The sequence below is a fragment of the Mesorhizobium sp. CC13 genome, assembly GCF_039907765.1.
In the GTDB taxonomy this organism is placed as follows: Bacteria; Pseudomonadota; Alphaproteobacteria; order Rhizobiales; family Rhizobiaceae; genus Aminobacter.
On sequence record NZ_JARDJI010000021.1, the window covers coordinates 22,776 to 42,213 of the forward strand.

At 67.5% G+C, this 19,438-nt stretch carries 25 protein-coding genes; 13 read left to right on the forward strand and 12 right to left on the reverse strand.

Features of this window, described 5'->3' with window-relative positions:
* Nucleotides 1-73: 73 nt before the first annotated feature.
* The 4 genes from PV773_RS21525 to PV773_RS21540 all read left to right on the forward strand — a co-directional run bounded on the left by PV773_RS21525 (nucleotide 74) and on the right by PV773_RS21540 (nucleotide 3,840).
* On the forward strand, nucleotides 74-763 hold the full coding sequence (locus PV773_RS21525) for a CerR family C-terminal domain-containing protein (RefSeq protein ID WP_347968331.1): 690 nt from the start codon (nucleotides 74-76) through the stop codon (nucleotides 761-763).
* Entirely contained in the window at nucleotides 760-1,710 is a 951-nt protein-coding gene (locus PV773_RS21530) for an HlyD family efflux transporter periplasmic adaptor subunit (RefSeq protein WP_347968332.1), read from the forward strand. Before PV773_RS21525 ends, PV773_RS21530 begins: the two co-directional genes overlap by 4 nt.
* 67 nt (nucleotides 1,711-1,777) lie before the next feature.
* Nucleotides 1,778-2,695: an ABC transporter ATP-binding protein gene (locus PV773_RS21535; RefSeq protein WP_347968333.1), complete on the forward strand. Its 918-nt coding sequence runs from the start codon at nucleotides 1,778-1,780 to the stop codon at nucleotides 2,693-2,695.
* Nucleotides 2,692-3,840 carry an ABC transporter permease gene (locus PV773_RS21540; protein ID WP_347968334.1) on the forward strand — a complete coding sequence of 383 codons (1,149 nt, stop codon included), beginning with the start codon at nucleotides 2,692-2,694 and terminating at the stop codon, nucleotides 3,838-3,840. Before PV773_RS21535 ends, PV773_RS21540 begins: the two co-directional genes overlap by 4 nt.
* Before the next feature lie 5 nt (nucleotides 3,841-3,845).
* Here the strand turns inward: PV773_RS21540 and hemW are convergent, their stop codons facing one another.
* The 4 genes from hemW to rph all read right to left on the reverse strand — a co-directional run bounded on the left by hemW (nucleotide 3,846) and on the right by rph (nucleotide 7,191).
* A complete protein-coding gene (hemW, locus tag PV773_RS21545) occupies nucleotides 3,846-5,003 on the reverse strand; it encodes a radical SAM family heme chaperone HemW (RefSeq protein WP_347968335.1) in 1,158 nt (385 codons plus the stop codon).
* 221 nt (nucleotides 5,004-5,224) lie between these two features.
* Nucleotides 5,225-5,872 carry an RdgB/HAM1 family non-canonical purine NTP pyrophosphatase gene (rdgB, locus tag PV773_RS21550; RefSeq protein ID WP_347968336.1) on the reverse strand — a complete coding sequence of 216 codons (648 nt, stop codon included), beginning with the start codon at nucleotides 5,870-5,872 and terminating at the stop codon, nucleotides 5,225-5,227.
* Nucleotides 5,872-6,282, reverse strand: a complete 411-nt coding sequence (locus PV773_RS21555; RefSeq protein WP_347968337.1) for a VOC family protein — start codon at nucleotides 6,280-6,282, stop codon at nucleotides 5,872-5,874. The genes rdgB and PV773_RS21555 overlap by 1 nt, the downstream gene beginning before the upstream one ends.
* A 192-nt stretch (nucleotides 6,283-6,474) precedes the next feature.
* Nucleotides 6,475-7,191, reverse strand: a complete 717-nt coding sequence (gene rph, locus PV773_RS21560) for a ribonuclease PH (protein ID WP_347968338.1) — start codon at nucleotides 7,189-7,191, stop codon at nucleotides 6,475-6,477.
* Nucleotides 7,192-7,336: 145 nt separating this feature from the next.
* Here rph and hrcA point away from each other — a divergent pair, with 145 nt between their 5' ends.
* Nucleotides 7,337-8,407 carry a heat-inducible transcriptional repressor HrcA gene (gene hrcA / locus PV773_RS21565; RefSeq protein ID WP_340036052.1) on the forward strand — a complete coding sequence of 357 codons (1,071 nt, stop codon included), beginning with the start codon at nucleotides 7,337-7,339 and terminating at the stop codon, nucleotides 8,405-8,407.
* Between the two features lie 23 nt (nucleotides 8,408-8,430).
* A complete protein-coding gene (locus tag PV773_RS21570) occupies nucleotides 8,431-8,616 on the forward strand; it encodes a hypothetical protein (protein WP_340036051.1) in 186 nt (61 codons plus the stop codon).
* A gap of 70 nt (nucleotides 8,617-8,686) precedes the next feature.
* On the opposite strand, the gene PV773_RS21575 is transcribed toward PV773_RS21570, so the two are convergent.
* On the reverse strand, nucleotides 8,687-9,943 hold the full coding sequence (locus PV773_RS21575; RefSeq protein WP_347968339.1) for an Hsp70 family protein: 1,257 nt from the start codon (nucleotides 9,941-9,943) through the stop codon (nucleotides 8,687-8,689).
* A 209-nt stretch (nucleotides 9,944-10,152) separates the two neighbouring features.
* On the opposite strand from PV773_RS21575, the gene PV773_RS21580 reads away from it, so the two are divergent.
* From PV773_RS21580 to PV773_RS21590, 3 genes are all read left to right on the forward strand, one after another.
* Nucleotides 10,153-10,770: a LysE family translocator gene (locus PV773_RS21580; protein WP_347968340.1), complete on the forward strand. Its 618-nt coding sequence runs from the start codon at nucleotides 10,153-10,155 to the stop codon at nucleotides 10,768-10,770.
* A 154-nt stretch (nucleotides 10,771-10,924) separates the two neighbouring features.
* On the forward strand, nucleotides 10,925-11,905 hold the full coding sequence (gene cysK, locus PV773_RS21585; protein ID WP_347968341.1) for a cysteine synthase A: 981 nt from the start codon (nucleotides 10,925-10,927) through the stop codon (nucleotides 11,903-11,905).
* Nucleotides 11,906-11,984: 79 nt separating this feature from the next.
* A complete protein-coding gene (locus PV773_RS21590; RefSeq protein WP_347968342.1) occupies nucleotides 11,985-12,269 on the forward strand; it encodes an acylphosphatase in 285 nt (94 codons plus the stop codon).
* Between the two features lie 37 nt (nucleotides 12,270-12,306).
* Here the strand turns inward: PV773_RS21590 and PV773_RS21595 are convergent, their stop codons facing one another.
* From PV773_RS21595 to PV773_RS21610, 4 genes are all read right to left on the reverse strand, one after another.
* Nucleotides 12,307-12,537 (reverse strand): DUF3297 family protein, encoded by a 231-nt coding sequence (locus tag PV773_RS21595; protein ID WP_340036046.1) that lies wholly within the window; start codon nucleotides 12,535-12,537, stop codon nucleotides 12,307-12,309.
* A gap of 214 nt (nucleotides 12,538-12,751) precedes the next feature.
* Nucleotides 12,752-13,123: a YraN family protein gene (locus PV773_RS21600; RefSeq protein ID WP_347968343.1), complete on the reverse strand. Its 372-nt coding sequence runs from the start codon at nucleotides 13,121-13,123 to the stop codon at nucleotides 12,752-12,754.
* Nucleotides 13,116-14,015, reverse strand: coding sequence for a 16S rRNA (cytidine(1402)-2'-O)-methyltransferase (rsmI, locus tag PV773_RS21605; protein ID WP_347968344.1), 900 nt, complete (start codon nucleotides 14,013-14,015; stop codon nucleotides 13,116-13,118). Before rsmI ends, PV773_RS21600 begins: the two co-directional genes overlap by 8 nt.
* A 239-nt stretch (nucleotides 14,016-14,254) precedes the next feature.
* Nucleotides 14,255-14,686 (reverse strand): EamA family transporter, encoded by a 432-nt coding sequence (locus PV773_RS21610; RefSeq protein ID WP_347968345.1) that lies wholly within the window; start codon nucleotides 14,684-14,686, stop codon nucleotides 14,255-14,257.
* 93 nt (nucleotides 14,687-14,779) lie between these two features.
* On the opposite strand from PV773_RS21610, the gene PV773_RS21615 reads away from it, so the two are divergent.
* Nucleotides 14,780-15,259: a GNAT family N-acetyltransferase gene (locus tag PV773_RS21615; protein WP_347968346.1), complete on the forward strand. Its 480-nt coding sequence runs from the start codon at nucleotides 14,780-14,782 to the stop codon at nucleotides 15,257-15,259.
* Nucleotides 15,260-15,265: 6 nt separating this feature from the next.
* Here the strand turns inward: PV773_RS21615 and PV773_RS21620 are convergent, their stop codons facing one another.
* A complete protein-coding gene (locus tag PV773_RS21620) occupies nucleotides 15,266-15,589 on the reverse strand; it encodes a hypothetical protein (protein WP_340036041.1) in 324 nt (107 codons plus the stop codon).
* A 172-nt stretch (nucleotides 15,590-15,761) separates the two neighbouring features.
* Here PV773_RS21620 and mbfA point away from each other — a divergent pair, with 172 nt between their 5' ends.
* Nucleotides 15,762-16,745 (forward strand): iron exporter MbfA, encoded by a 984-nt coding sequence (gene mbfA, locus PV773_RS21625; protein ID WP_347968347.1) that lies wholly within the window; start codon nucleotides 15,762-15,764, stop codon nucleotides 16,743-16,745.
* 204 nt (nucleotides 16,746-16,949) lie between these two features.
* Here mbfA and PV773_RS21630 read toward each other — a convergent pair whose 3' ends face one another.
* Entirely contained in the window at nucleotides 16,950-17,150 is a 201-nt protein-coding gene (locus PV773_RS21630) for a DUF1127 domain-containing protein (protein ID WP_347968348.1), read from the reverse strand.
* 109 nt (nucleotides 17,151-17,259) lie between these two features.
* Here PV773_RS21630 and PV773_RS21635 point away from each other — a divergent pair, with 109 nt between their 5' ends.
* Nucleotides 17,260-17,940 (forward strand): winged helix-turn-helix domain-containing protein, encoded by a 681-nt coding sequence (locus PV773_RS21635; RefSeq protein ID WP_347968349.1) that lies wholly within the window; start codon nucleotides 17,260-17,262, stop codon nucleotides 17,938-17,940.
* A 300-nt stretch (nucleotides 17,941-18,240) separates the two neighbouring features.
* The gene (locus tag PV773_RS21640; protein WP_340036037.1) at nucleotides 18,241-18,393 is read left to right on the forward strand and encodes a hypothetical protein; all 153 of its coding nucleotides are present in this window, start codon (nucleotides 18,241-18,243) and stop codon (nucleotides 18,391-18,393) included.
* 255 nt (nucleotides 18,394-18,648) lie between these two features.
* On the opposite strand, the gene PV773_RS21645 is transcribed toward PV773_RS21640, so the two are convergent.
* Nucleotides 18,649-19,269, reverse strand: coding sequence for a glutathione S-transferase family protein (locus PV773_RS21645; protein ID WP_347968350.1), 621 nt, complete (start codon nucleotides 19,267-19,269; stop codon nucleotides 18,649-18,651).
* Nucleotides 19,270-19,438: the final 169 nt, after the last annotated feature.

Sequence of the window (19,438 nt, forward strand, 5' to 3'; positions counted from 1 at the left end):
GCAGTAAAGCGTGGCTGGCCGCCGGTTGCAACAACGACTTGACTTTAATCAATCGATTGATTAAATTATTAGCATGAGCAAGACGCAGGGCAACATCCCGCAGCCGGCCTCGGCGGCCGAGGCAACCCGCACGTCGCTGGTGCTGGCGGCACTGAGACTGTTCGGCCACCAGGGGTTCGCGGGCACCTCGACGCGCGAGATCGCGGCAGCCGCCAATGCCAATATCGGTTCCATCGCCTATCATTTCGGCGGCAAGGAAGGATTGCGGCTGGCGGCTGCGGACTACATCGTCGACACCATCCAGGGCGTCGCCATGCAGGCCTTCGGCAGCAGCACGCTGTCGCAGCCGGCGCCGGCGAGCGCGGCCGAGGCGACGGCACAGATCGAGGCGGCCGTCGAGCGCATGGTCGGCTTCATGGTCGCCCGCCCCGAGGCCGGCGAGATCGTGCAGTTCATGCTGCGCGAACTGTCGACGCCGACGGAAGCGCTGGACCGCATCTATGCCGGCGTGTTCGAACCGCTGCACCGGCGCCTCTGCCAGCTGTGGGCCACGGCCACCGGCGAGGAGGCCGAAAGCGAGCGCACCCGCATCACGGTGTTCATGATGATCGGCCAGGTGGTCTATTTCCGCATCGCCCGCCCCGCCGTCGTGCGGCGGATGGGCTGGGCGGACATCGGCGCGGCCGAGGCCGCCAAGGTCGTCGCCATTGCCAAGGAAAACGTCGCGGCCGTCATCGCCGCACGGAAGGCAGGAAAGCCATGAGCATCCTCTGTTCGATACCTTTCGCGGCGTCGCTGTTCTCGGCCTGCGCCGGCCCCGCGCCGCTCGCGGTCGGCTATGTCGAGGGCGACTACGTGCTGCTCGCCCCGATCGAGGTGGCGCAGGTGGAAAGCATCGCGGTGCGCCGCGGCGACCGGGTGGAAGCCGGCAAGCCGATCGTCACGCTGGAGAGCGGCGACGCCAAGATCGCCGTGACCCAGGCGGAAGCGGCGCTCGCCCAGGCGGAGGCGGAGCTGGCCGACCTCAAGGTGGGCAAGCGGCCGGAGGAGATCGCCGCGCTCGAAGCCGGCGTCCGCTCGGCCAGGGCGCAGGCCGAGGAGGCGGGGCGCGTCCTCGTCCGCACGGAGGACCTGTTCAAGCGCGGCATCGCCACCGAAGCGCAGCTGGACGAAGCGAGGACCCAGGTCGCGGTCGCGGAAGCGGCGATCGGGCTTGCCCAGGCAAATCTCGACGTGGCCGGCCTGCCGGCCCGCATCGAGGCGATCAAGGCGGCGGAGAAAAAGGTGGAGCAGGCACGCGCGGAGCTCGAGCAGGCACGCTGGCGCCTGTCGAAGCGTGTGCTGGCGGCCCCGGCGGCGGGCCGCGTCAGCGACGTGATCCGCAATGCCGGCGACACGGCGAGCCCGTCGGCCCCAGTCGTCTCGGTGCTGCCCGACGGCGCGGCGAAGCTGACCCTGTTCATCCCGGAAAGCGCGTTCTCGTCGGTCGAGATCGGCACCCGGCTTTCGGTGCGCTGCGACGGCTGCCCCGAAGGGCTCAAGGCCAAGGTGAGCTACGTCTCGCCCGACCCCGAATTCACCCCGCCGGTGATCTACTCGCTCGAGAACAGGCAGAAGCTGGTCTACCTCGTCGAGGCCAGGCCGGAGGCCGGCGCCGCCGGGCTGCAGCCGGGGCAGATCGTGGATGTGGCGGTGGAGGCAGGGGAATAGGGAGTAAGGCAGCAGGGGACTAGGCCGGTCGCCAAACATACTCCCCTACTCCCTTCCGGAGACAACAATGAACGCCATCGACGTCAGGAACCTGGTCAAGCGCTTCGGCGACAAGACCGTCGTCGATCATGTGACGATGCAGGTCGCCGAGGGCGAGATCGTCGGCTTCCTCGGCCCCAACGGCTCGGGCAAGACCACGACCATCCGCATCATGTGCGGGCTGCTCACCCCCGACGAGGGCCAGGGCCAGGTGCTCGGCTACGACCTGCGCCGCGAGGGGCTGAAGATCAAGAGCGAGGTCGGCTACATGACGCAGCGGTTCTCGTTCTACGAGGACCTGACGATCGGCGAGAACCTCGAATTCGTCGCCCGGCTCTACAAGCTCCGGCCGGTCGAGGACCATGTCGCCAATACGCTCGAGCACCTCGGCCTGACGAGCCGCCGCAACCAGCTGGCGGGCACGCTGTCGGGCGGCTGGAAGCAGCGGCTGGCGCTCGCCGCCTGCATCATGCACAAGCCGAAGCTGCTGTTGCTCGACGAGCCGACCGCCGGTGTCGATCCCAAGGCGCGGCGCGAATTCTGGGACGAGATCCACAGGCTCGCGCATGACGGGCTGACGGTGCTGGTGTCGACCCACTACATGGACGAGGCCGAGCGCTGCCACCGCATCAGCTACATCTCCTACGGCAAGCTGCTGGCCACCGGCACGGTGGACGAGGTGGTGCGCAACGCGGGGCTCACGACCTTCATCGTGTCGGGGCCGCGGCTCGACCAGGTGGCGGCGGCACTCGAAGGCCGCCCGGGCGTCGACCAGGTGGCGCCCTTCGGCACGACGCTGCATGTGGTGGGCTCCGACCGCGAGCGGCTGGAGGCGGCGCTCGCCGACATCGGCCAGCGCAAGGGCGTGACGGTCGAGCCGGGCGAAACCAGCCTCGAGGACGTGTTCATCCAGTTCATGGCCGGCTCCCGGGACAACATGTCATGAAGTCGATCGCCAACGGGCTGTTCTCCTTCGCGCGGCTGGGGGCGCTGCTGATGAAGGAGTTCATCCAGATGCGGCGCGACCGCATCACCTTCGCCATGATGCTGGGGGTGCCGCTGATGCAGCTGGTGCTGTTCGGTTTCGCCATCAACAGCGACCCCAAAAGCCTGCCGGCAGCGCTGGTGGCGACCAGCAACGACCCCTACACGCGCGCCATCGTGGCGGCACTGCAGAACACCAACTACTACCGCTTCGACCATGTCGCAGCAACGGCCGCCGAGGCGGAGGAGCTGATGGCGAGCGGCGCGGTGGCCTTCGTCGTCACCATCCCGGCCGACTTCGGACGCCGCGTCGCCGGCGGCAACGCGCCGCAGATCCTGATCGAGGCCGACGCCACCGATCCCTCGGCGTCCAGCGGCGCGGTGTCGACGCTCGGCACTGTCGCCAACCAGGCGCTGCTCAGGGCCCAGGGCATGGAGGCGGCCGCCGCCGAGAACGCCAAGGGCCAGCTCCAGGTGGTCGTCCACCGGCGCTACAATCCCGAGGGCATCTCGCAGTACAACATCGTGCCCGGGCTGCTCGGCGTGATCCTGCAGATGACGATGGTGATGATGACCTCGATGGCGCTGACCCGCGAAACCGAGCGCGGCACGATGGAGAACCTGCTGGCGATGCCGGCGAGCCCGGCCGAGATCATGCTCGGCAAGGTGCTGCCCTATCTGGTGGTCGGCGCGGTGCAGGTGACGGTGGTGCTGGTGGCGTCGAAGCTCCTGTTCGCCATCCCGTTCATCGGCTCGCTGCCGCTGCTGCTTTCGGCGATCCTGGTGTTCGTGATGGCGCTGGTGCTGCTCGGCTACACCATCTCGACCATGGCGCGCACGCAGATGCAGGCGATGCAGCTGACCTTCTTCTTCTTCCTGCCGTCGATCCTGCTTTCGGGCTTCATGTTTCCCTATCGCGGCATGCCCGGCTGGGCCCAGGCGCTGGGCGAGATACTGCCGCTGACACATTTCCTGCGCATCATCCGGGCGGTGATGCTGAAGGGCGCCGAATTCCCGGCGATCGCCCAGGAGGTGGGCATACTCGTGCTGTTCGTGGTGGTTTTCGCGGGGCTGGCGCTGCTCAGATTCAGGCGGACGCTGGACTGACGACGTCAGCGCGCGAGGTCGGCGACGACCGCGTCGAGCACGATCATGCCCTCGGGCGTGGCGCGCAGGCGCGAATTGCCGATCGGCGCCACCAGCCCCTCGCCCTGCAGGATCGACAGCCGCGCCGAGGACAAGGACTTGCCGGAAAGCTGCTCGTAGCGGGCGAGGTCGATGCCTTCGACGAGTCTCAGGCCCATCAGCAGGAACTCGTCGGCTTCTTCCGAACGCGTCAGCGTCTCGCCGCCGACGATGCCGTGGCCGCGTTCCTCGACCAGCTCGGCCCAGCGCTCGGGCAGCTTCTCGGCAATGGTGACGACGCGCCGGCCGTCCTCGACGAAGCGGCCATGCGCGCCGGGGCCGACGCCGACATATTCGCCGTAGCGCCAGTAGGTCAGGTTGTGCCGGCTCTCGGCGCCGGGCCTGGCGTGGTTGGAGATCTCGTAGGCCGGCAGGCCGTGCGCAGCCGTCACTGCCTGCGTGATGGCGTAGAGCTCGGCGGCATGCTCGCCGTCGGGGATCTCGAACTTGCCGGCATTGTAGAGCTGGAAGAAGCGCGTGCCTTCCTCGATGGTCAGCTGGTAGAGCGACAGATGGTCGACGGCGTAGCCGATCGCCTGCGTGAGTTCCGCCGCCCAGGCGTCGGGCTTCTGGCCCGGCCGGGCATAGATCAGGTCGAACGACAGGCGCGGAAAAATCTCGCGCGCCAGGCCGATGGCGTGCAGCGCCTCCTCGACATTGTGGAGGCGGCCGAGGAAGCGCAAATCGGCATCGTTGAGCGCCTGGACGCCGAGGGAGACGCGGTTGACGCCGGCCGAGCGGTAGCCACGGAAGCGCTCGGCCTCGACCGACGAGGGGTTGGCTTCGAGCGTGATCTCGGCATTGGCCGACACCGTCCAGTTGGCGGCGATGGCGTCGAGCACGGCGCCGACCGTCTCGGGCTGCATCAGCGACGGCGTGCCGCCGCCGAGGAAGATACTGGTCACCTCGCGCGGGCCGGTGCGGGCGCGCATGGTCGCGAGTTCGGTGGCGAAGGCGCGGGCAAAGCGCACCTGGTCGACCGGCTGGTGGCGGACATGGCTGTTGAAGTCGCAATAGGGGCACTTGGCCGCGCAGAACGGCCAATGCACGTAGACGCCGAAGCCGGGCGAGCGATCGAAGATCATCGGACAGCGCCCATCAGGGTGGAGTGTGGCGGCAGTACCCCCACCCCTGACCCCTCCCCACAAGGGGGAGGGGGATTCTGGCTCCATCCCTGCCCGACTGCCCATGCCGATGTCGACAAGAGGCTGGCGGCAGGGCGGCGATCGTCCCCCTCCCCCTTGTGGGGAGGGGTCAGGGGTGGGGGTGCGTCGCGTCGCAAAGTGCCGAAGGAAAGACGCATCGTTCAGGCCGAACCGAGCTTGGCGCGGGCGAACTTCTGGAAGGCGCGGGCACGGTGGGACAGCGCATCAGGCTGGCCCGGCTTCCAGCCGTGCTTTTCTTCGGCGCTCATCTCGCCGAAGGTCTTGTCGAAGCCCTCGGGCAGGAACACCGGGTCATAGCCAAAGCCCATTTCGCCGCGCGGCGGCCAGACCAGCGTACCCTCGGCCTCGCCGCGGAAATATTCGGCGTGCCCGTCGGGCCAGGCGAGGCAGATGACGGCGACGAAGCGGCCGCTGCGCTGGTCCGGCTTCGTTGCGCCGCGCTCCTGCATGGCATCCTCGGTGCGCTGCATCGCCATGCCGAAGTCGCGGCTGCCGTCTTCCTTCTCGGCCCAGTTGGCGGTGTAGACGCCGGGCGCGCCGTCGAGCGCGTCGACGACCAGGCCGGAATCGTCTGAAAGCGCCGGCAGGCCGGTCTTCTCGGCGGCGGCATGCGCCTTGATGTAGGCGTTCTGCTCGAAGGTCGTGCCGGTCTCGTCGGGCTCGGGCAGGCCATACTCCCTGGCCGACCTGGCCTCGAAGCCGAACGGTGCCATCAGGTCGGCGAACTCGCGCAGCTTGCCGGCGTTGTGGCTGGCGATGACGATCTTCCTGTCGGCGAGTTCACGCATCAAAGTCCCCAGATTCTCGGTTCGGCGATCTCCAGCGAATTGCCGTCGGGATCGCGAAAATAGATGGAGCGGCCGCCGTTCGGCCACTCGAAATCGGCTTCGATGGCGATGCCCTCGCCCTCGAGCCGCTGCTTCCAGTCTTCGATCTCGCTTGCGGTGCCGGCAAAGCAGAGATGGCCCTGGCCAGTCGTGCCATGCGGCGGCACCGGCAGCCTGGCGTCGGGCTTCGGCGGCTGGCGCGTGGCGTCCGCGTTGAACAGCAAAAGCACGCCCTGGCCGCAACGGAAGAACACGTGGCGGCCTTCCACCCTGGCGATCCGCGTCAGCCCCATCACCTCGCCGTAGAATTTCTCCGCGGCGTCGAGATCGGCGACATAGAGGGCGGATTCGAGGATGGCGGAGGGCTGCACCTAGACACCCCCCGCTGGCCTGCCGGCCATCTCCCCCGCAAGGGGGGAGATTGGCTGTGGCAGCCGCACCGCCTCAACGTCGAAATCGCAACAGGATCGCCCGCAGTTGAGCTGCCGATCTCCCCCCTTGCGGGGGAGATGGCCGGCAGGCCAGAGGGGGGTGTCTAGGTGCGACGTCATCGCCTTCGTTGCTTACGCCACCGCCATCTGCTGCAGGCTGACCAGCCGCGAGATGCCCTTGCGGGCGAGGCCCATCAGCTGCAGGAACTCCTCCTCCGAGAACGGAACGCCCTCGGCGGTGCCCTGGATCTCGACGATGCCGCCCTTGCCGGTCATGACGAAGTTGGCGTCGGTGCCAGCCGCGGAATCCTCGAGATAGTCGAGGTCGATCACCGCCTGGCCGTCATGGATACCGCAGGAAATGGCCGCGACATGGTCCTTGAGCACCTTGTCGACGCTGACCATCTGGCGCGCTTCCATCCAGCGCAGGCAATCGTGAAGGGCAATCCAGGCGCCGGTGATCGACGCCGTGCGCGTGCCGCCGTCGGCCTGGATCACGTCGCAGTCGACGGTGATCTGGCGCTCGCCCAAGGCCTGCATGTCGACCACGGCGCGCAAGGAGCGGCCGATCAGCCGCTGGATCTCCAGCGTGCGTCCGCCCTGCTTGCCGGCCGATGCCTCGCGGCGCATGCGCTCGCCGGTCGAACGCGGCAGCATGCCGTATTCGGCCGTGACCCAGCCCTTGCCGGAATTGCGCATCCAGCCCGGCACCTTCTCCTCGAGGCTCGCCGTGCACAGCACATGCGTGTCGCCGAACTTGACCAGGCACGAGCCTTCGGCGTGCTTGGACACGTTGCGCTCGAAGGAGATGGCGCGCATTTCGTCGAACTGGCGTTTGGAGGGGCGCATGCGGGTTCTTTCTCAGGAATTTGGCAGATGTCGCCGGCTTGTAGCCCCATGCCCACGGGAGCGCAAAGGAAAACCGGCAAGCCGGACCATGGTTGTGTTCGGGCCGGCGCTGTCTATATCATTCGAGGCGGAGACCAAGAAGAAGATGACCAAAGCGGTTACCGACCCCAGCCTGCAGTCCCTCGACATGCGCTCGCGCGACATCTTCCGGCGCATCGTCGAATCCTACCTGCGCGACGGCGAGCCGATGGGCTCGCGCAACCTGTCGCGCATGCTGCCCTCGTCGCTGTCGCCGGCCACCGTGCGCAACGTCATGAGCGACCTCGAACATCTTGGCCTCGTCTATGCGCCGCACATCTCCGCCGGCCGCCTGCCGACGCAGAAGGGCCTCAGGTTCTTCGTCGACGCCTTCATGGAACTGGGCGACCTCTCCGACGAGGAACGCCGCACCATCGACGCCCAGGTCAAGGCCTCGGGCGACGGCGCCTCGCTCGAGCACATGCTGACCGAGGCGAGCCAGATGCTGTCGGGCCTGTCGCGCGGCGCGGGCCTCGTGCTCGCCACCAAGAACGAGGTGCCGCTCAAGCACATCGAGTTCATCCAGCTGGAGCCGTCGCGGGCGCTCGTGGTGCTGGTGTCGCAGAACGGCGACGTCGAGAACCGCGTCGTCGAGCTGCCGCTGGGGGTCACGCTGTCCCAGCTGCAGGAGGCCACCAACTTCCTCAACGCCCATATCCGCGGCCGCACGCTGGCCGAGGCGCGCACCGAGATCGCCCGCCTCAAGGACGAGACCAAGGCAGCGCTCGACACGCTGTCGCAGCAGCTGGTCGAGAAGGGCCTCGCCGTCTGGGCCGGGGCCGACAGCGGCCTGCCGGCCCGCCTCATCGTGCGCGGCCGCGCCAACCTGCTGGAAAACGTCACCGCCCAGGCCGACATCGAGCTGCTCAAGCACCTGTTCGAGGACATGGAGACGCAGGACGGGCTGATCCAGCTGCTCGACCTCGCCGAGGAGGGCTCCGGCGTGCGCATCTTCATCGGCTCGGAAAACCGGCTGTTCTCGCTTTCGGGCTCGTCGCTGGTGGTGGCACCCTATCGCGACAAGGACGCCCGCGTCGTCGGCGCGCTCGGCGTCATCGGCCCGACCCGGCTCAACTATGCGCGCATCGTGCCGATGGTGGACTATACGGCGCAGCTTATTTCGCGCATGCTGCGATAGCCGCACAGCCAGGGGAGACCCAGATGGCGCTCGAACAGATCAAGGCCCAGATCGCGGTCCTGTTTCAGGAAATGGTCAACCAGCCCGAGGACGCCCACGAGCTGCAGGAGCAGATCCGCGAGAAGCTCGCCGAGCTGCGCGCGCAAGGCCTGCCGCTGCCGCAGGACCTGGTCGAACTCGAACGGCGCCTCGACGCCGACCTTTCATAGCCGCCGCTGCTTCGCTTCATGAAGCGCCGGGCTCGACCCGGCGCAAGATCATGCTTCGACGCGGGTCCAGTCAGCCGAACTTGCGCTGGGCATCGAGCGCGAGCCCCATCCCGACGCTGCCGAAGGCATCGCCCTGCACCACCTTGGCGCCGGGGACGAGCTCGAGGATGCTCTGGCGTGCCAGCGGGATGGCGGTCGAGCCACCCGTCAGGAACACGGCGGTGATGTCCTCGGCGCGCACGCCGGCCTCGGTCAGCGTGTCGGCGACGGTGGCGGTGACACGGCCGACCTCGGTGCGGATCGTGTCTTCCAGCTGCCCGCGGGTGAAGGAAGCGGAGAAATGCGCAGCCGGCAGGTCGACCTCGACGGTGGCGCGGTCGGCGTCGGTGAGCTCGATCTTGGCCTTTTCGACCCGGGTCGCGAGCGCGTGGCCGAAACGCTGCTCGACCACCTCGATCATGCGGTCGACCAGGTCGGGCCGGGCCGCCTCGAAGCGGATCTGGCGCAGGTCGAGCTTGGCCTTGGGGGTATAGAGCAGGTTGATGCGCTGCCACGTTGCCAGGTCGATGAAGTAGCCGGCCGGCAGGTTGCGCTTGCCGTCCTTGGTCGGCGTCAGATAGCCGAGCTCGGGCATGACATGGGCGATCGAGAGCAAGCGGTCGAAATCGGTGCCGCCGATGTGGACGCCGCGGTTGGCGAGGATGTCGGCCTTGCGTTCGGGGGCGGCCGCGCGCTCGGGCGAGACGCGGACGATGGAGAAGTCGGAGGTGCCGCCGCCCATGTCGACGATGAGCGCCAGTTCCTCGCCGGCAACCGTGCGCTCGTAGTCGAGGGCGGCAGCGATGGGTTCGAACTGGAAGTCGATGTGCTTGAAGCCCTGCTTGCGGGCGGCCTTTTCGAGCTCGCCCTGAGCTTCGGCATCGGCCTTGGCGTCCTCGTCGACGAACTGGACCGGACGGCCGAGCACGACGTTTTCGACCGCTTCGCCAACATGGCCTTCGAGCTTGTCCTTGAGGTGGCCGACGAACATGCCGATGATGTCGGTGAAGGCGATCTGCCTGGCCTTGATGCGCGTCTTCTCGTGCACCAGGGACGAGCCGAGAACGCTCTTCAGGGCGCGCATCAGGCGGCCCTCGGCGCCATCGGTGTACTCGCCGATGGCGCGGCGGCCCATGGCGGTGTTGTCGTCCTCGAAGTTGAAAAAGATGGCCGACGGCAGGGTGACGCTCTCGCCCTCCAGCGCAACGAGGCGCGGCCGGCCGTTCTCGATGACGCCGACGGTGGAATTGGAAGTGCCGAAGTCTATGCCGCCGTAAGCCGGTCGCATCTGAATATCCTGAATCTTGCTGCGTGAACGGGCGGCCTGAGCAATGAGGCCGCAGCGGGACCGTGCGCGTACACGAGCAGGCATGACATGTCGATGACCGAAACGGCGATTTCGGCAAAATGTGATCGCTGGCCCAAGCGACGCGACATTTGCTGGAAACGGCATTTGTGCCATAGAGCCGGCGATCAACCGACAATCAGGCTGTTCCGATGACGCTTGCAGGATTTCTCGCCTATAGCGGCGCGCTCGCCATTGCCGCGGCCATACCGGGCCCCGGCGTGACCGCACTCGTGGCGCGGGCGCTCGGCTCGGGCTTCCGCTCGTCGCTCGCCATGTCGCTCGGGCTGGTGCTGGGCGACCTGACCTATCTCACCGCCGTGGTGTTGGGGCTCGCCATGGTGGCGCAGACCTTCGGCATGGTGTTCCTGGCGATCAAGTGGCTCGGCGTCGCCTACCTCGCCTGGCTCGCCTGGAGCTTCTGGACCAGCGGCATCACGCCCGAGACGATCGAGGCGAAGAAGGGCAAGGACGGCTTCCTCCCCAGCCTGCTGGCCGGGCTGACGCTGACGCTCGGCAACCCCAAGACGATGATCTTCTACCTGGCGATCACACCGACGGTGATCGACCTGAGGTCGGTGACGCTGGCCGACTACGGTGTCCTCGTGGCGATCACCGTCGTGGTGCTGCTGCTGGTGCTGGTGCCCTATCTGGCGCTGGCCTCGCAGGCGCGCTGGTTCCTGAAGACGCCCAGGGCGCTGAAGGCGCTGAACCGCACCGCGGCCGCCTTCATGGTGGGTGCGGCGGCAGCGATCGCCGCCCGCCAGTAAGGGTGTTCCGAGAATCTCATTCCAATGACGGCGCATTGGCGGAAACGCATTTCCGTGCAATGCCGCTAATCAGGATGCGACCCACTCGGAATCTGCCCGGCGACACCCTATCTTCGTCGCCGGCAATGCGTCATCCAGGCAGGGAGCGAACCGTATGAACAAGCCCGTCACCCCCACGCGCGTACCCGGCCGCGGGCGCATCTACGGTTCGATCACCGAGACGATCGGCGACACGCCGCTGGTCAGGCTCGACAAGTTCGCCAAGGAACGGGGCGTGGCGGCGAACCTGCTCGCCAAGCTCGAATTCTTCAACCCCATCGCCAGCGTCAAGGACCGCATCGGCGTGGCGATGGTCGAGGCGCTGGAGGCATCGGGCCGGATCACGCCCGGCAAGAGCACGCTGATCGAGCCGACCTCGGGCAATACCGGCATCGCGCTCGCCTTCGCCGCGGCGGCCAAGGGCTACAAGCTGATCCTGACCATGCCGGAGACCATGTCGATCGAGCGCCGCAAGATGCTGGCGCTGCTCGGCGCCGAACTGGTGCTGACCGAAGGCGCAAAGGGCATGAAAGGCGCCATCGCCAAGGCGGAGGAACTGGTGCAGACCATCCCCAACGCCGTCATCCCGCAGCAGTTCGAGAACCCGGCCAACCCGGAAATCCACCGCCAGACCACGGCCGAGGAGATCTGGAACGACACGCAGGGCGAGATCGACATCCTCGTCGCCGGCATCGGCACCGGCGGCACCATCACCGGCGTCGGCCAGGTGATCAAGGGCCGCAAGCCGTCGCTGCATGTGGTGGCGGTGGAACCGGAGGGTTCGCCGGTGCTTTCGGGCGGCCAACCGGGCCCGCACAAGATCCAGGGCATCGGCGCCGGCTTCGCGCCAAAGGTGCTGGACACCACGATCTACGACGAGATCGTCAAGGTCTCCAACGAGGAGGCCGTGGCAAACGCCCGGCTGGTGGCGCGGCTGGAAGGCGTGCCGGTCGGCATCTCCTCGGGTGCGGCGCTGCAGGCGGCGGTGGTCGTCGGCTCGCGGCCGGAGAACGCCGGCAAGAACATCGTGGTGGTGATCCCCTCCTTCGCCGAGCGCTACCTGTCGACGGTGCTGTTCGAGGGACTGGGCGGGTAGGCCAACTCCAGCACCTGCCGCCGCCCCGAGCGCCCTGCCGGCCGGCAGGGCATGTCTTACGGCTAGGCAGGAGGCAGCGATGAACGACACCTACCGCACGCTGCTGGTGAGCGTCACCGGGCGCGTGCAGGGCGTCAGCTTCAGGGTCTGGACGCTGCGGGAAGCGCAGCGGCTCGGCCTGCGCGGCTGGGTGCGCAACGAGCGCGACGGCTCGGTGCGGGCGCTGATCTCAGGCCCGGACAAGGCGGTCGAGGCGATGCTTGAGGCGTTGTGGGTCGGGCCGCGCGGCGCCGCGGTGACGAACGTCGTTGCCGAAGCGGCCGAGCAGCGGGACGTGCCGCCGGGCTTCGACATCACCGGCTGACGGCCCGCCGCATGGTGAGCCGCGCCGGTCCGTTACCTCACGGCTTCGGGAAAGGCTCGACGGTGCCCTTGAGCTTGATGGTGATCGGCTGGCCGAAGCGGTCCTTGGACTTGCCGGCCGGCACGCGGATCCAGCCCTCGCTGACGCAATATTCGCTGACATCCTCGCGCTCGCGGCCGTTGAACAGGATGCCGACGCCGCGCTCCAGCGCCTCGCCGTCGAAGAAGGGGCTGCGCGGGTCGATGCTCAGCCGGTCGGGAAGGGTCATTGCTCTCTCCAGGAGTTCGGGCGTCCTTGCGCGACGCGAAACGCGATTGCCCGCGCCGCGGGCGTTGCGAGGCCTGTTAAGGGCATTGGCGTCCAGCGTAAAGGCCCTGCCGCATCGGCCCGAAAATCGGCACCGATTTTCGCAAAGCACGATGCGCAGGTTCAAGGAGCTGGAGCGTCCCTGCGCGTCCAATCGGGGGCGCGGCGCTCCATGCTCAGTTGCGCCCCTGGAATGCGTTCTCGACATGCACCGGCCAGCGCCGGGGCAGCACCGCCACCATGTCGAAGCGTACCGAGAGCTTTCCGTAGTCGGGCTGGCGCGCCAGCCAGAGATCGGCCGCCGCCTCGATGCGCCGCTCCGAGCCATAAGCCAGCGCGTCCATCGCCTCGAGCAGCGTTTTCCGCGACTTGACCTCGACGATCAGCACCAGGTTGCCGCGCCTCGCGATCAGGTCGATCTCGCCGAGCTTCGTCCTGTAGCGCCGGGCGACGATCCGAAAACCCTTGAGCATGAGGGCAAGGGCGGCGAGCCATTCGCCGCGGTGGCCGCGGCTGTGCGCCTTCTGCCGGGCGAGCCGGTCAGTCACCCGCCCCTTCCTTGAGTTCGAGCAGGCGGCGGTAGAGCGCAGGCTTCTGCCGGCCGGTCATGCGCGCGGCTTCCGCCGCCGCCTTCGATGCCGGCATCTCCCTGGCCAGCGACACCAAGAGCTTGTCGATGTCCTCGACCGTTTCGGTGCGCGCCTCGGGCGGGGCGACGCAGATGACGATCTCGCCCTTCGGCGTGTCGGCCTCGGCATAATGCGCGGCGAGTTCGGCCAGCGTGCCGGTGCGGATCTCCTCGAAGGCCTTGGTGAGCTCGCGGCCGATCGCCGCCCGCCGGTCGCCCAGCACGTCGGCCATGGCCTCAAGCGTGTCGGCCAGCCGGCGCGGCGATTCGAACAGGATCAGCGTGCCGGGCACGGCCTTCAGCTCTTCCAGCCGCGACCGCTTCTGCCCGTCCTTGACCGGCGGGAAGCCGGCGAAGAAGAACGCGTCGGACGGCAGCCCGGACGCGGTCAGCGCGGCGAGCACGGCGGACGCGCCGGGGATGGGCACGACGCGGATGCCGTGCGCCTGCGCCTGCTCGACCAGACGGAAGCCGGGGTCGGAGACCAGCGGCGTGCCTGCGTCCGAGACCAGCGCCACGCTCCTGCCGCTCTCCAGCGCCTCGATCAGCCGCGGCCCGGCCTCGGCCGCATTGTGCTCGTGATAGGCGGTCGGCCGCTGGCGGATGCCGTAGCGGTCGAGCAGCACGCGGGTGACGCGCGTGTCCTCGCAGGCGACGTGATCGGCACCCGCAAGCGTTTCCAGCGCGCGCAGGGTGATGTCGCCGAGATTGCCGATCGGAGTGGCGACCAGATAGAGCGCCGGATCGAGCGGCCGCGCCGCGATCTCGGTCTGCCCGACCACATAAACCCGCCTTTTTTCGCCTGTCTGCACCGAGCCCCGCTTGCCGTCCGATTCAGGGTGACGGCCCTTGGCTTCTGTTTGGCACGGCGAGCGCCGGCTTGCAAAAGGTTGTGATCGGCTCCGCCATGGCTTTGCCATAGTGCGGGACGGTAATCGCGGCCGCGGATCGGCATAGCGATTCGCTAACAAAGGCAAAAGCACCAGCCATGCCCCATCGCTTCGACGCCTTCATCTCCCGCATCGACGCCGCCACCAAGGCGGTTCCCCCCTCAGGCCTTGTAGGCGACCAGCACCGCCCCCGCCGCGATCAGCGCGACGCCGAGCCAGTTCGCCGGGCCAAGACGCTCGCCCAGAAAGACGGCGCCAAACACCGCGACAAGAACGACGCTTAGCTTGTCGATCGGCGCCACCTGCGCGGCGTTGCCCAGTTTCAGGGCGCGGAAATAGCACAGCCACGAAGCGCCCGTGGCGAGACCCGAGAGAGCCAGGAAGGCATAGGTCTTCCCCGAAATCGTGCCCAGCGCCTGCGCCTGCCCGGTCGCGGTCACGATCCCCGCCAGGACCAGAAGGATGACCACGGTCCTGATCAGCGTGGCGAAATCGGAATTGACGTTCTCGACGCCGACCTTGGCGAAGATCGCCGTCAGCGCCGCGAAGACGGCGGACAGCACCGCCCAGAACTGCCAGGATTCGAGGGGCATGTCTGGCTCCGTGGAATGGTCTAGCTGGCCATTGGATGGCTGCCCGGTCATCTCTATGCCAACAACCGAAAGACCAGTTGGACGGAAACAAGCATGCCGGATCGCCGCGACCAGAATTATTCCATATCCGATCTTCGCGACAGGCCGGAATTTGCTTCGACGGTGGCCGAACGCGTCTGGAACGCCTGGTGGCGCGACCAGGGGGTCGGGCTCGATCACCTGCAAGGGCTGGTCGACGAGAGCTTGACGCCCGCCGGCCGCCCGATGGCGCTCGTCGCCCATGACGGCGACACCTTCCTCGGCACCGCCCATTTGATCGACGACGACCTCGAGGCCCGCCCGCAATACGCGCCCTGGGTGGCGGCCGTCTGGGTCGACGAGGCGGCGCGCAAGGCCGGTATCGGTTCGGCCCTGGTCCGGGCCGCAGCCGAGACTGCGTTCGGGCAGGGCTTCGAGACAGTCTATCTCTGCGCCGAGCCGGCCAAGGCCGGCTTCTATGAAGGGCTCGGCTGGCGGCGCATCGAAAGGGATGTCGACGGCCTCGACGTCTTTTCGCTGTCGAAGCCGTCGTGAGGGCAATCAGCCCAGCAGCGCCCGCTGCCGCTTCTCGCCGCCGGCCTTGCGCCAGGCGTTGAAGCGGTGGGTGGCGGCGGCAAACGAGATCTTCATGGCGCGCGACACCGAATAGCGCGACTTGCCCTCGTCGAACATGCGGTAGCAGCACTCGACCCCCTGCTCGGTCAGCTTGCCGTCGGTGGCCTTGTTGAGCGGGTTGTCAGGATCGAATTTCTCCGGCGCCGGCTCCAGCATCTTCCTGAGGCGCTGCAGGTCGGCCTCGAGGCTGGCGATCAGCTCGAGCACGGGCTTGGGGTCGATGCGATGGGCTTGCTGCCTGGCCGCCATGGGAAACCTCTCTCCATATAGTAAGGTTAGCCTATATAGGCGTAGGTGAGGCTATAACAAGCCTTTGCGTTGCCGAGCTGGACCATGAAGCGGAAAATTGTTGCGCCGCTGGCGCATTGACCGCCCGTCTTGCTCGACCTAGTTTAGAATAATTCTAAACTAAGGAATCAGCATGCTTTCCCGTGTCTTCGGCTTCGGCCGCCGCGCCTTCGATTCCCTTTCCGAGCAGGAGATCCTGGCGCTCGCCATTTCGTCGGAGGAGGACGACGCCCGCATCTACCGCGCCTATGCCGACGGCTTACGCGACGAGTTTGCGCAATCGGCCAAGATGTTCGACGCCATGGCCGAGGAGGAGGACGGCCACCGCGCCGCGCTGATCGAGCTGCACCGCAAACGCTTCGGCGAGCGCATCCCGCTGATCCGGCGCGAGCATGTGCGCGGCTACTACGAGCGCAAGCCCGACTGGCTGGTGCGCCCGCTCGGCATCGACAAGGTGCGCGACCAGGCCGAGGAGATGGAGCGGCAGGCCCACCGCTTCTACATAGAGGCGGCGAAGCGCACGTCGGACGCCTCCACCCGCAAGCTGCTGGGCGACCTGGCGGCGGCCGAGCAGGGCCATGAATCGCTCGCCCATCGCCTCGGCCTCAAGCACGTCCCCGAGGACGTCAGGGAAGAGGAGCGGACAGGCGAGCGGCGGCAGTTCATCCTGACCTATGTGCAGCCCGGCCTCGCCGGCCTCATGGACGGGTCGGTGTCGACGCTGGCGCCGATCTTCGCCGCAGCCTTCGCCACGCAGGACACCTGGCAGACCTTCCTGGTCGGCCTGTCGGCTTCCGTCGGCGCCGGCATCTCGATGGGCTTCACCGAAGCCGCCCATGACGACGGCAAGCTGTCCGGGCGCGGCTCACCGATCAAGCGCGGCCTCGCCTCCGGCATCATGACCGCGATCGGCGGCCTCGGCCACGCGCTGCCCTACCTCATCCCGCATTTCTGGACGGCGACGACCGTGGCCGCAGCCGTGGTTTTCGTGGAGCTCTGGGCGATCGCCTTCATCCAGAACCGCTACATGGAGACGCCGTTCCTGCGCGCCGCCTTCCAGGTGGTGCTCGGCGGCGGGCTGGTCCTTGCGGCGGGCGTTTTGATCGGCAACGCGTGAACCATGGTGCTGCCCCTCACCCTTACCCTCTCCCCGTGATCCTTCGACAAGCTCAGGACGGGGAGAGGGGGCGTCGGCGTTGCGACCAGCCTCCTTCTCCGCCTGCAGGGCGAGGTCCCGACAACGGACACCCCGCGCCTGCTCGAAACGCTTCGACCGGCATCGAAGCATCCGCCGTCGTCGATATGGCAGACTGAGGCAGGTTCAGCGCCAGAACGGCCGCGCGCATTCGCGCTCGACGTCGCGGCGGGTGAGCCCGATGTCTTCGAGCGCCTTGTCGTCCAGGTCGGAAAGATGGAGCCGCTGCAGGTGCCGGTCGTAGCAACGCATAAGCAACCGAAGTACCGGGAACCTCCGGCCGGCCGGCTGTTGCCTTGCCGCGGCGATGTCGAAGTCCGTGGTCATGGCGATCTCCCTTCTGTTGCCAGAATACGGATTGCCCGACGACAATGCTTCGACTAGCATCGAATGATGCTCGCCCAGGGTCAAAGGCCACCAGGAGCCGGAGGTCGCCATGAAGGAAGGTCCCGACATCGCCCGCATCGCCAGCCTGGTCGGCGATCCCGCCCGCGCCAACATGCTGATGGCGCTGATGGACGGCGGCGCGCTCACCGCCAGCGAGCTGGCGCTCGAGGCCGGCGTCGGCCTGCCGACGGCGAGCTCGCACCTGGCAAAGCTGATGGACGGCAGGCTGCTCAAGGTGGCGAGCCAGGGCCGGCACCGCTACTACGCGCTGGCCGGCACCGAGGTCGCGACGATGATCGAGGCGATCAGCGGCGTGGCCGCCGGTTCCGGGCCGCAACGCGCGCGGCCGGGACCGCGCGACAAGTCGATGCGCGAGGCACGCGTCTGCTATGACCACCTCGCCGGCGAGCACGCGGTTGCGATGTTCGACCGCTTCATCGCCGAAGAGATCATCCTGAACCACGATGACGAGGCCCGCCTCGGGCCGGCCGGGGCGTCCTTCTTCGCCGCCATCGGCATCGACACCGCAAACCTCGGCAGCTCGCGCCGGCCGATGTGCCGCGCCTGCCTCGACTGGAGCGTGCGCCGTTCGCACCTGGCCGGTTCGCTGGGTGCAGCCATCCTCGACAAGATCGTCGCCGAGAGATGGGCGCGCCGGCCGGCCGGCAGCCGGGTCGTCGAATTCACGCCGCCCGGCCGCAAGGCGTTCGAGAAGACCTTCCTCGGCTAGAACCTTCCACGGCCCAGACGGGCCTCGCGGAAGTGCTGCGAATACGCCTCTGTTTGTAACCGGCGCCCGAAACCTGTGGATAGTTTCGCGGCAATCGGCGGTTACTTGTGTGGTCGAAAAGGCACATCTTAACCATTGCCGCCCGATCCGGCCTAAATGCCCAGAAAAGAACGCAATTCAGCCCCGATCGGGCGCATTTTCACACGAAGATTAACATCGCGTTCACCGAAGATTCACGACCGACGGCTATGATCGCTTCCACATTCGGAACGGGCTTCCGAAGGGACAGGGATAAGAACAATGGCTATCTGGAACCAACTCTCTCACGCCGCCGTGGCGTTTCGCGAATTCATCGCTCCAACCTACCGCCCCGAGCGCCACTACATGCGCGGCCCGGGACCGGCCTGCGCGCGCCGCGCCCACCAGCTCAAGACCCGCGTGACGATTCACTGATCATGACCGTTACCGGACGTCACGACAGCCGCATCGCGCGGCCGGCCAGCGACCACCGCAGCACCACCCTGCGCGGCGAACGCCGGGCTGCAGCCTCCCGCCTGTAAGGCACACGCCTGCCAGGCGGCGCAAGCCCGGCACACCACGCTCCTCCACAAGCAGCCGCATCAACGCGCCGAGGGCCTAGCCGCCTTCGGCCGGGCAACGCATTTGGCGCGCCTCAACGGGGCGCGCCTGGTCGGGCGCTGCCCGACCTCACCACAGTTCGTGGCGGACGTTCAGGTCCTTGATCACCGGCACGTCCTTCAGCATCGCGCACAGCCGGGCGATGTTGGGCCAGGCGGCATCCGCCTTGCCGGCTTCGGGGAGCCAGTAGACCAGCATCAGCAGATAGACGTCGGCGACCGACATGCGCTCGCCCGCGAGCCAGCGACGGCCTGCAAGCGCTTGCTCGACGATGCCGAAGCCACGGTCCAGTTCCGCGATGGCGGCGGCCCTGACCGCACCGGCGCCCGCGGCGTCGGCGGTATAGCGCGACGCGTAGTAGATACGCAGGATCGCCGGGTAGACCACCGATGTCATGAACGCCATCCAGCGCAGGAAATCGGCACGCCCGATGCCGTCGGAGGCCGGCGCCAGCCGCGCATAGGGATAGCGCTCGGCGATCAGCTGGCAGATGGCGGCCGACTCCGTCATCGCCTCGCCATCCGGCAGCACCAGCGCCGGCACCTGGCGGAGCGGACTGATCTCTCGGAAGAGTAAATCGGGATCGGCACCCTTGGCGACATCGATGCGTTCGAACGGCGCGCCCGCCAGTTCCAGCGCCGCCTCGACCACGAACCCGCCGCTGCCGGCGCGGGTGTAGAGCTTGTACATGTTCATCCCCCCTGAATTTGAAGCGGGGGATTTGACATGCGCCGGGCCGACTTCTCAAGCATCTCGGCCCCCGCCAGCACGGGATTTTCGCCAGACCAGCGGCGCCCTTCCGCCGCCATCTTGCAAAAATTTCCGTCAGCATGTCGAAATCCCCCGGGCGTCGACGACA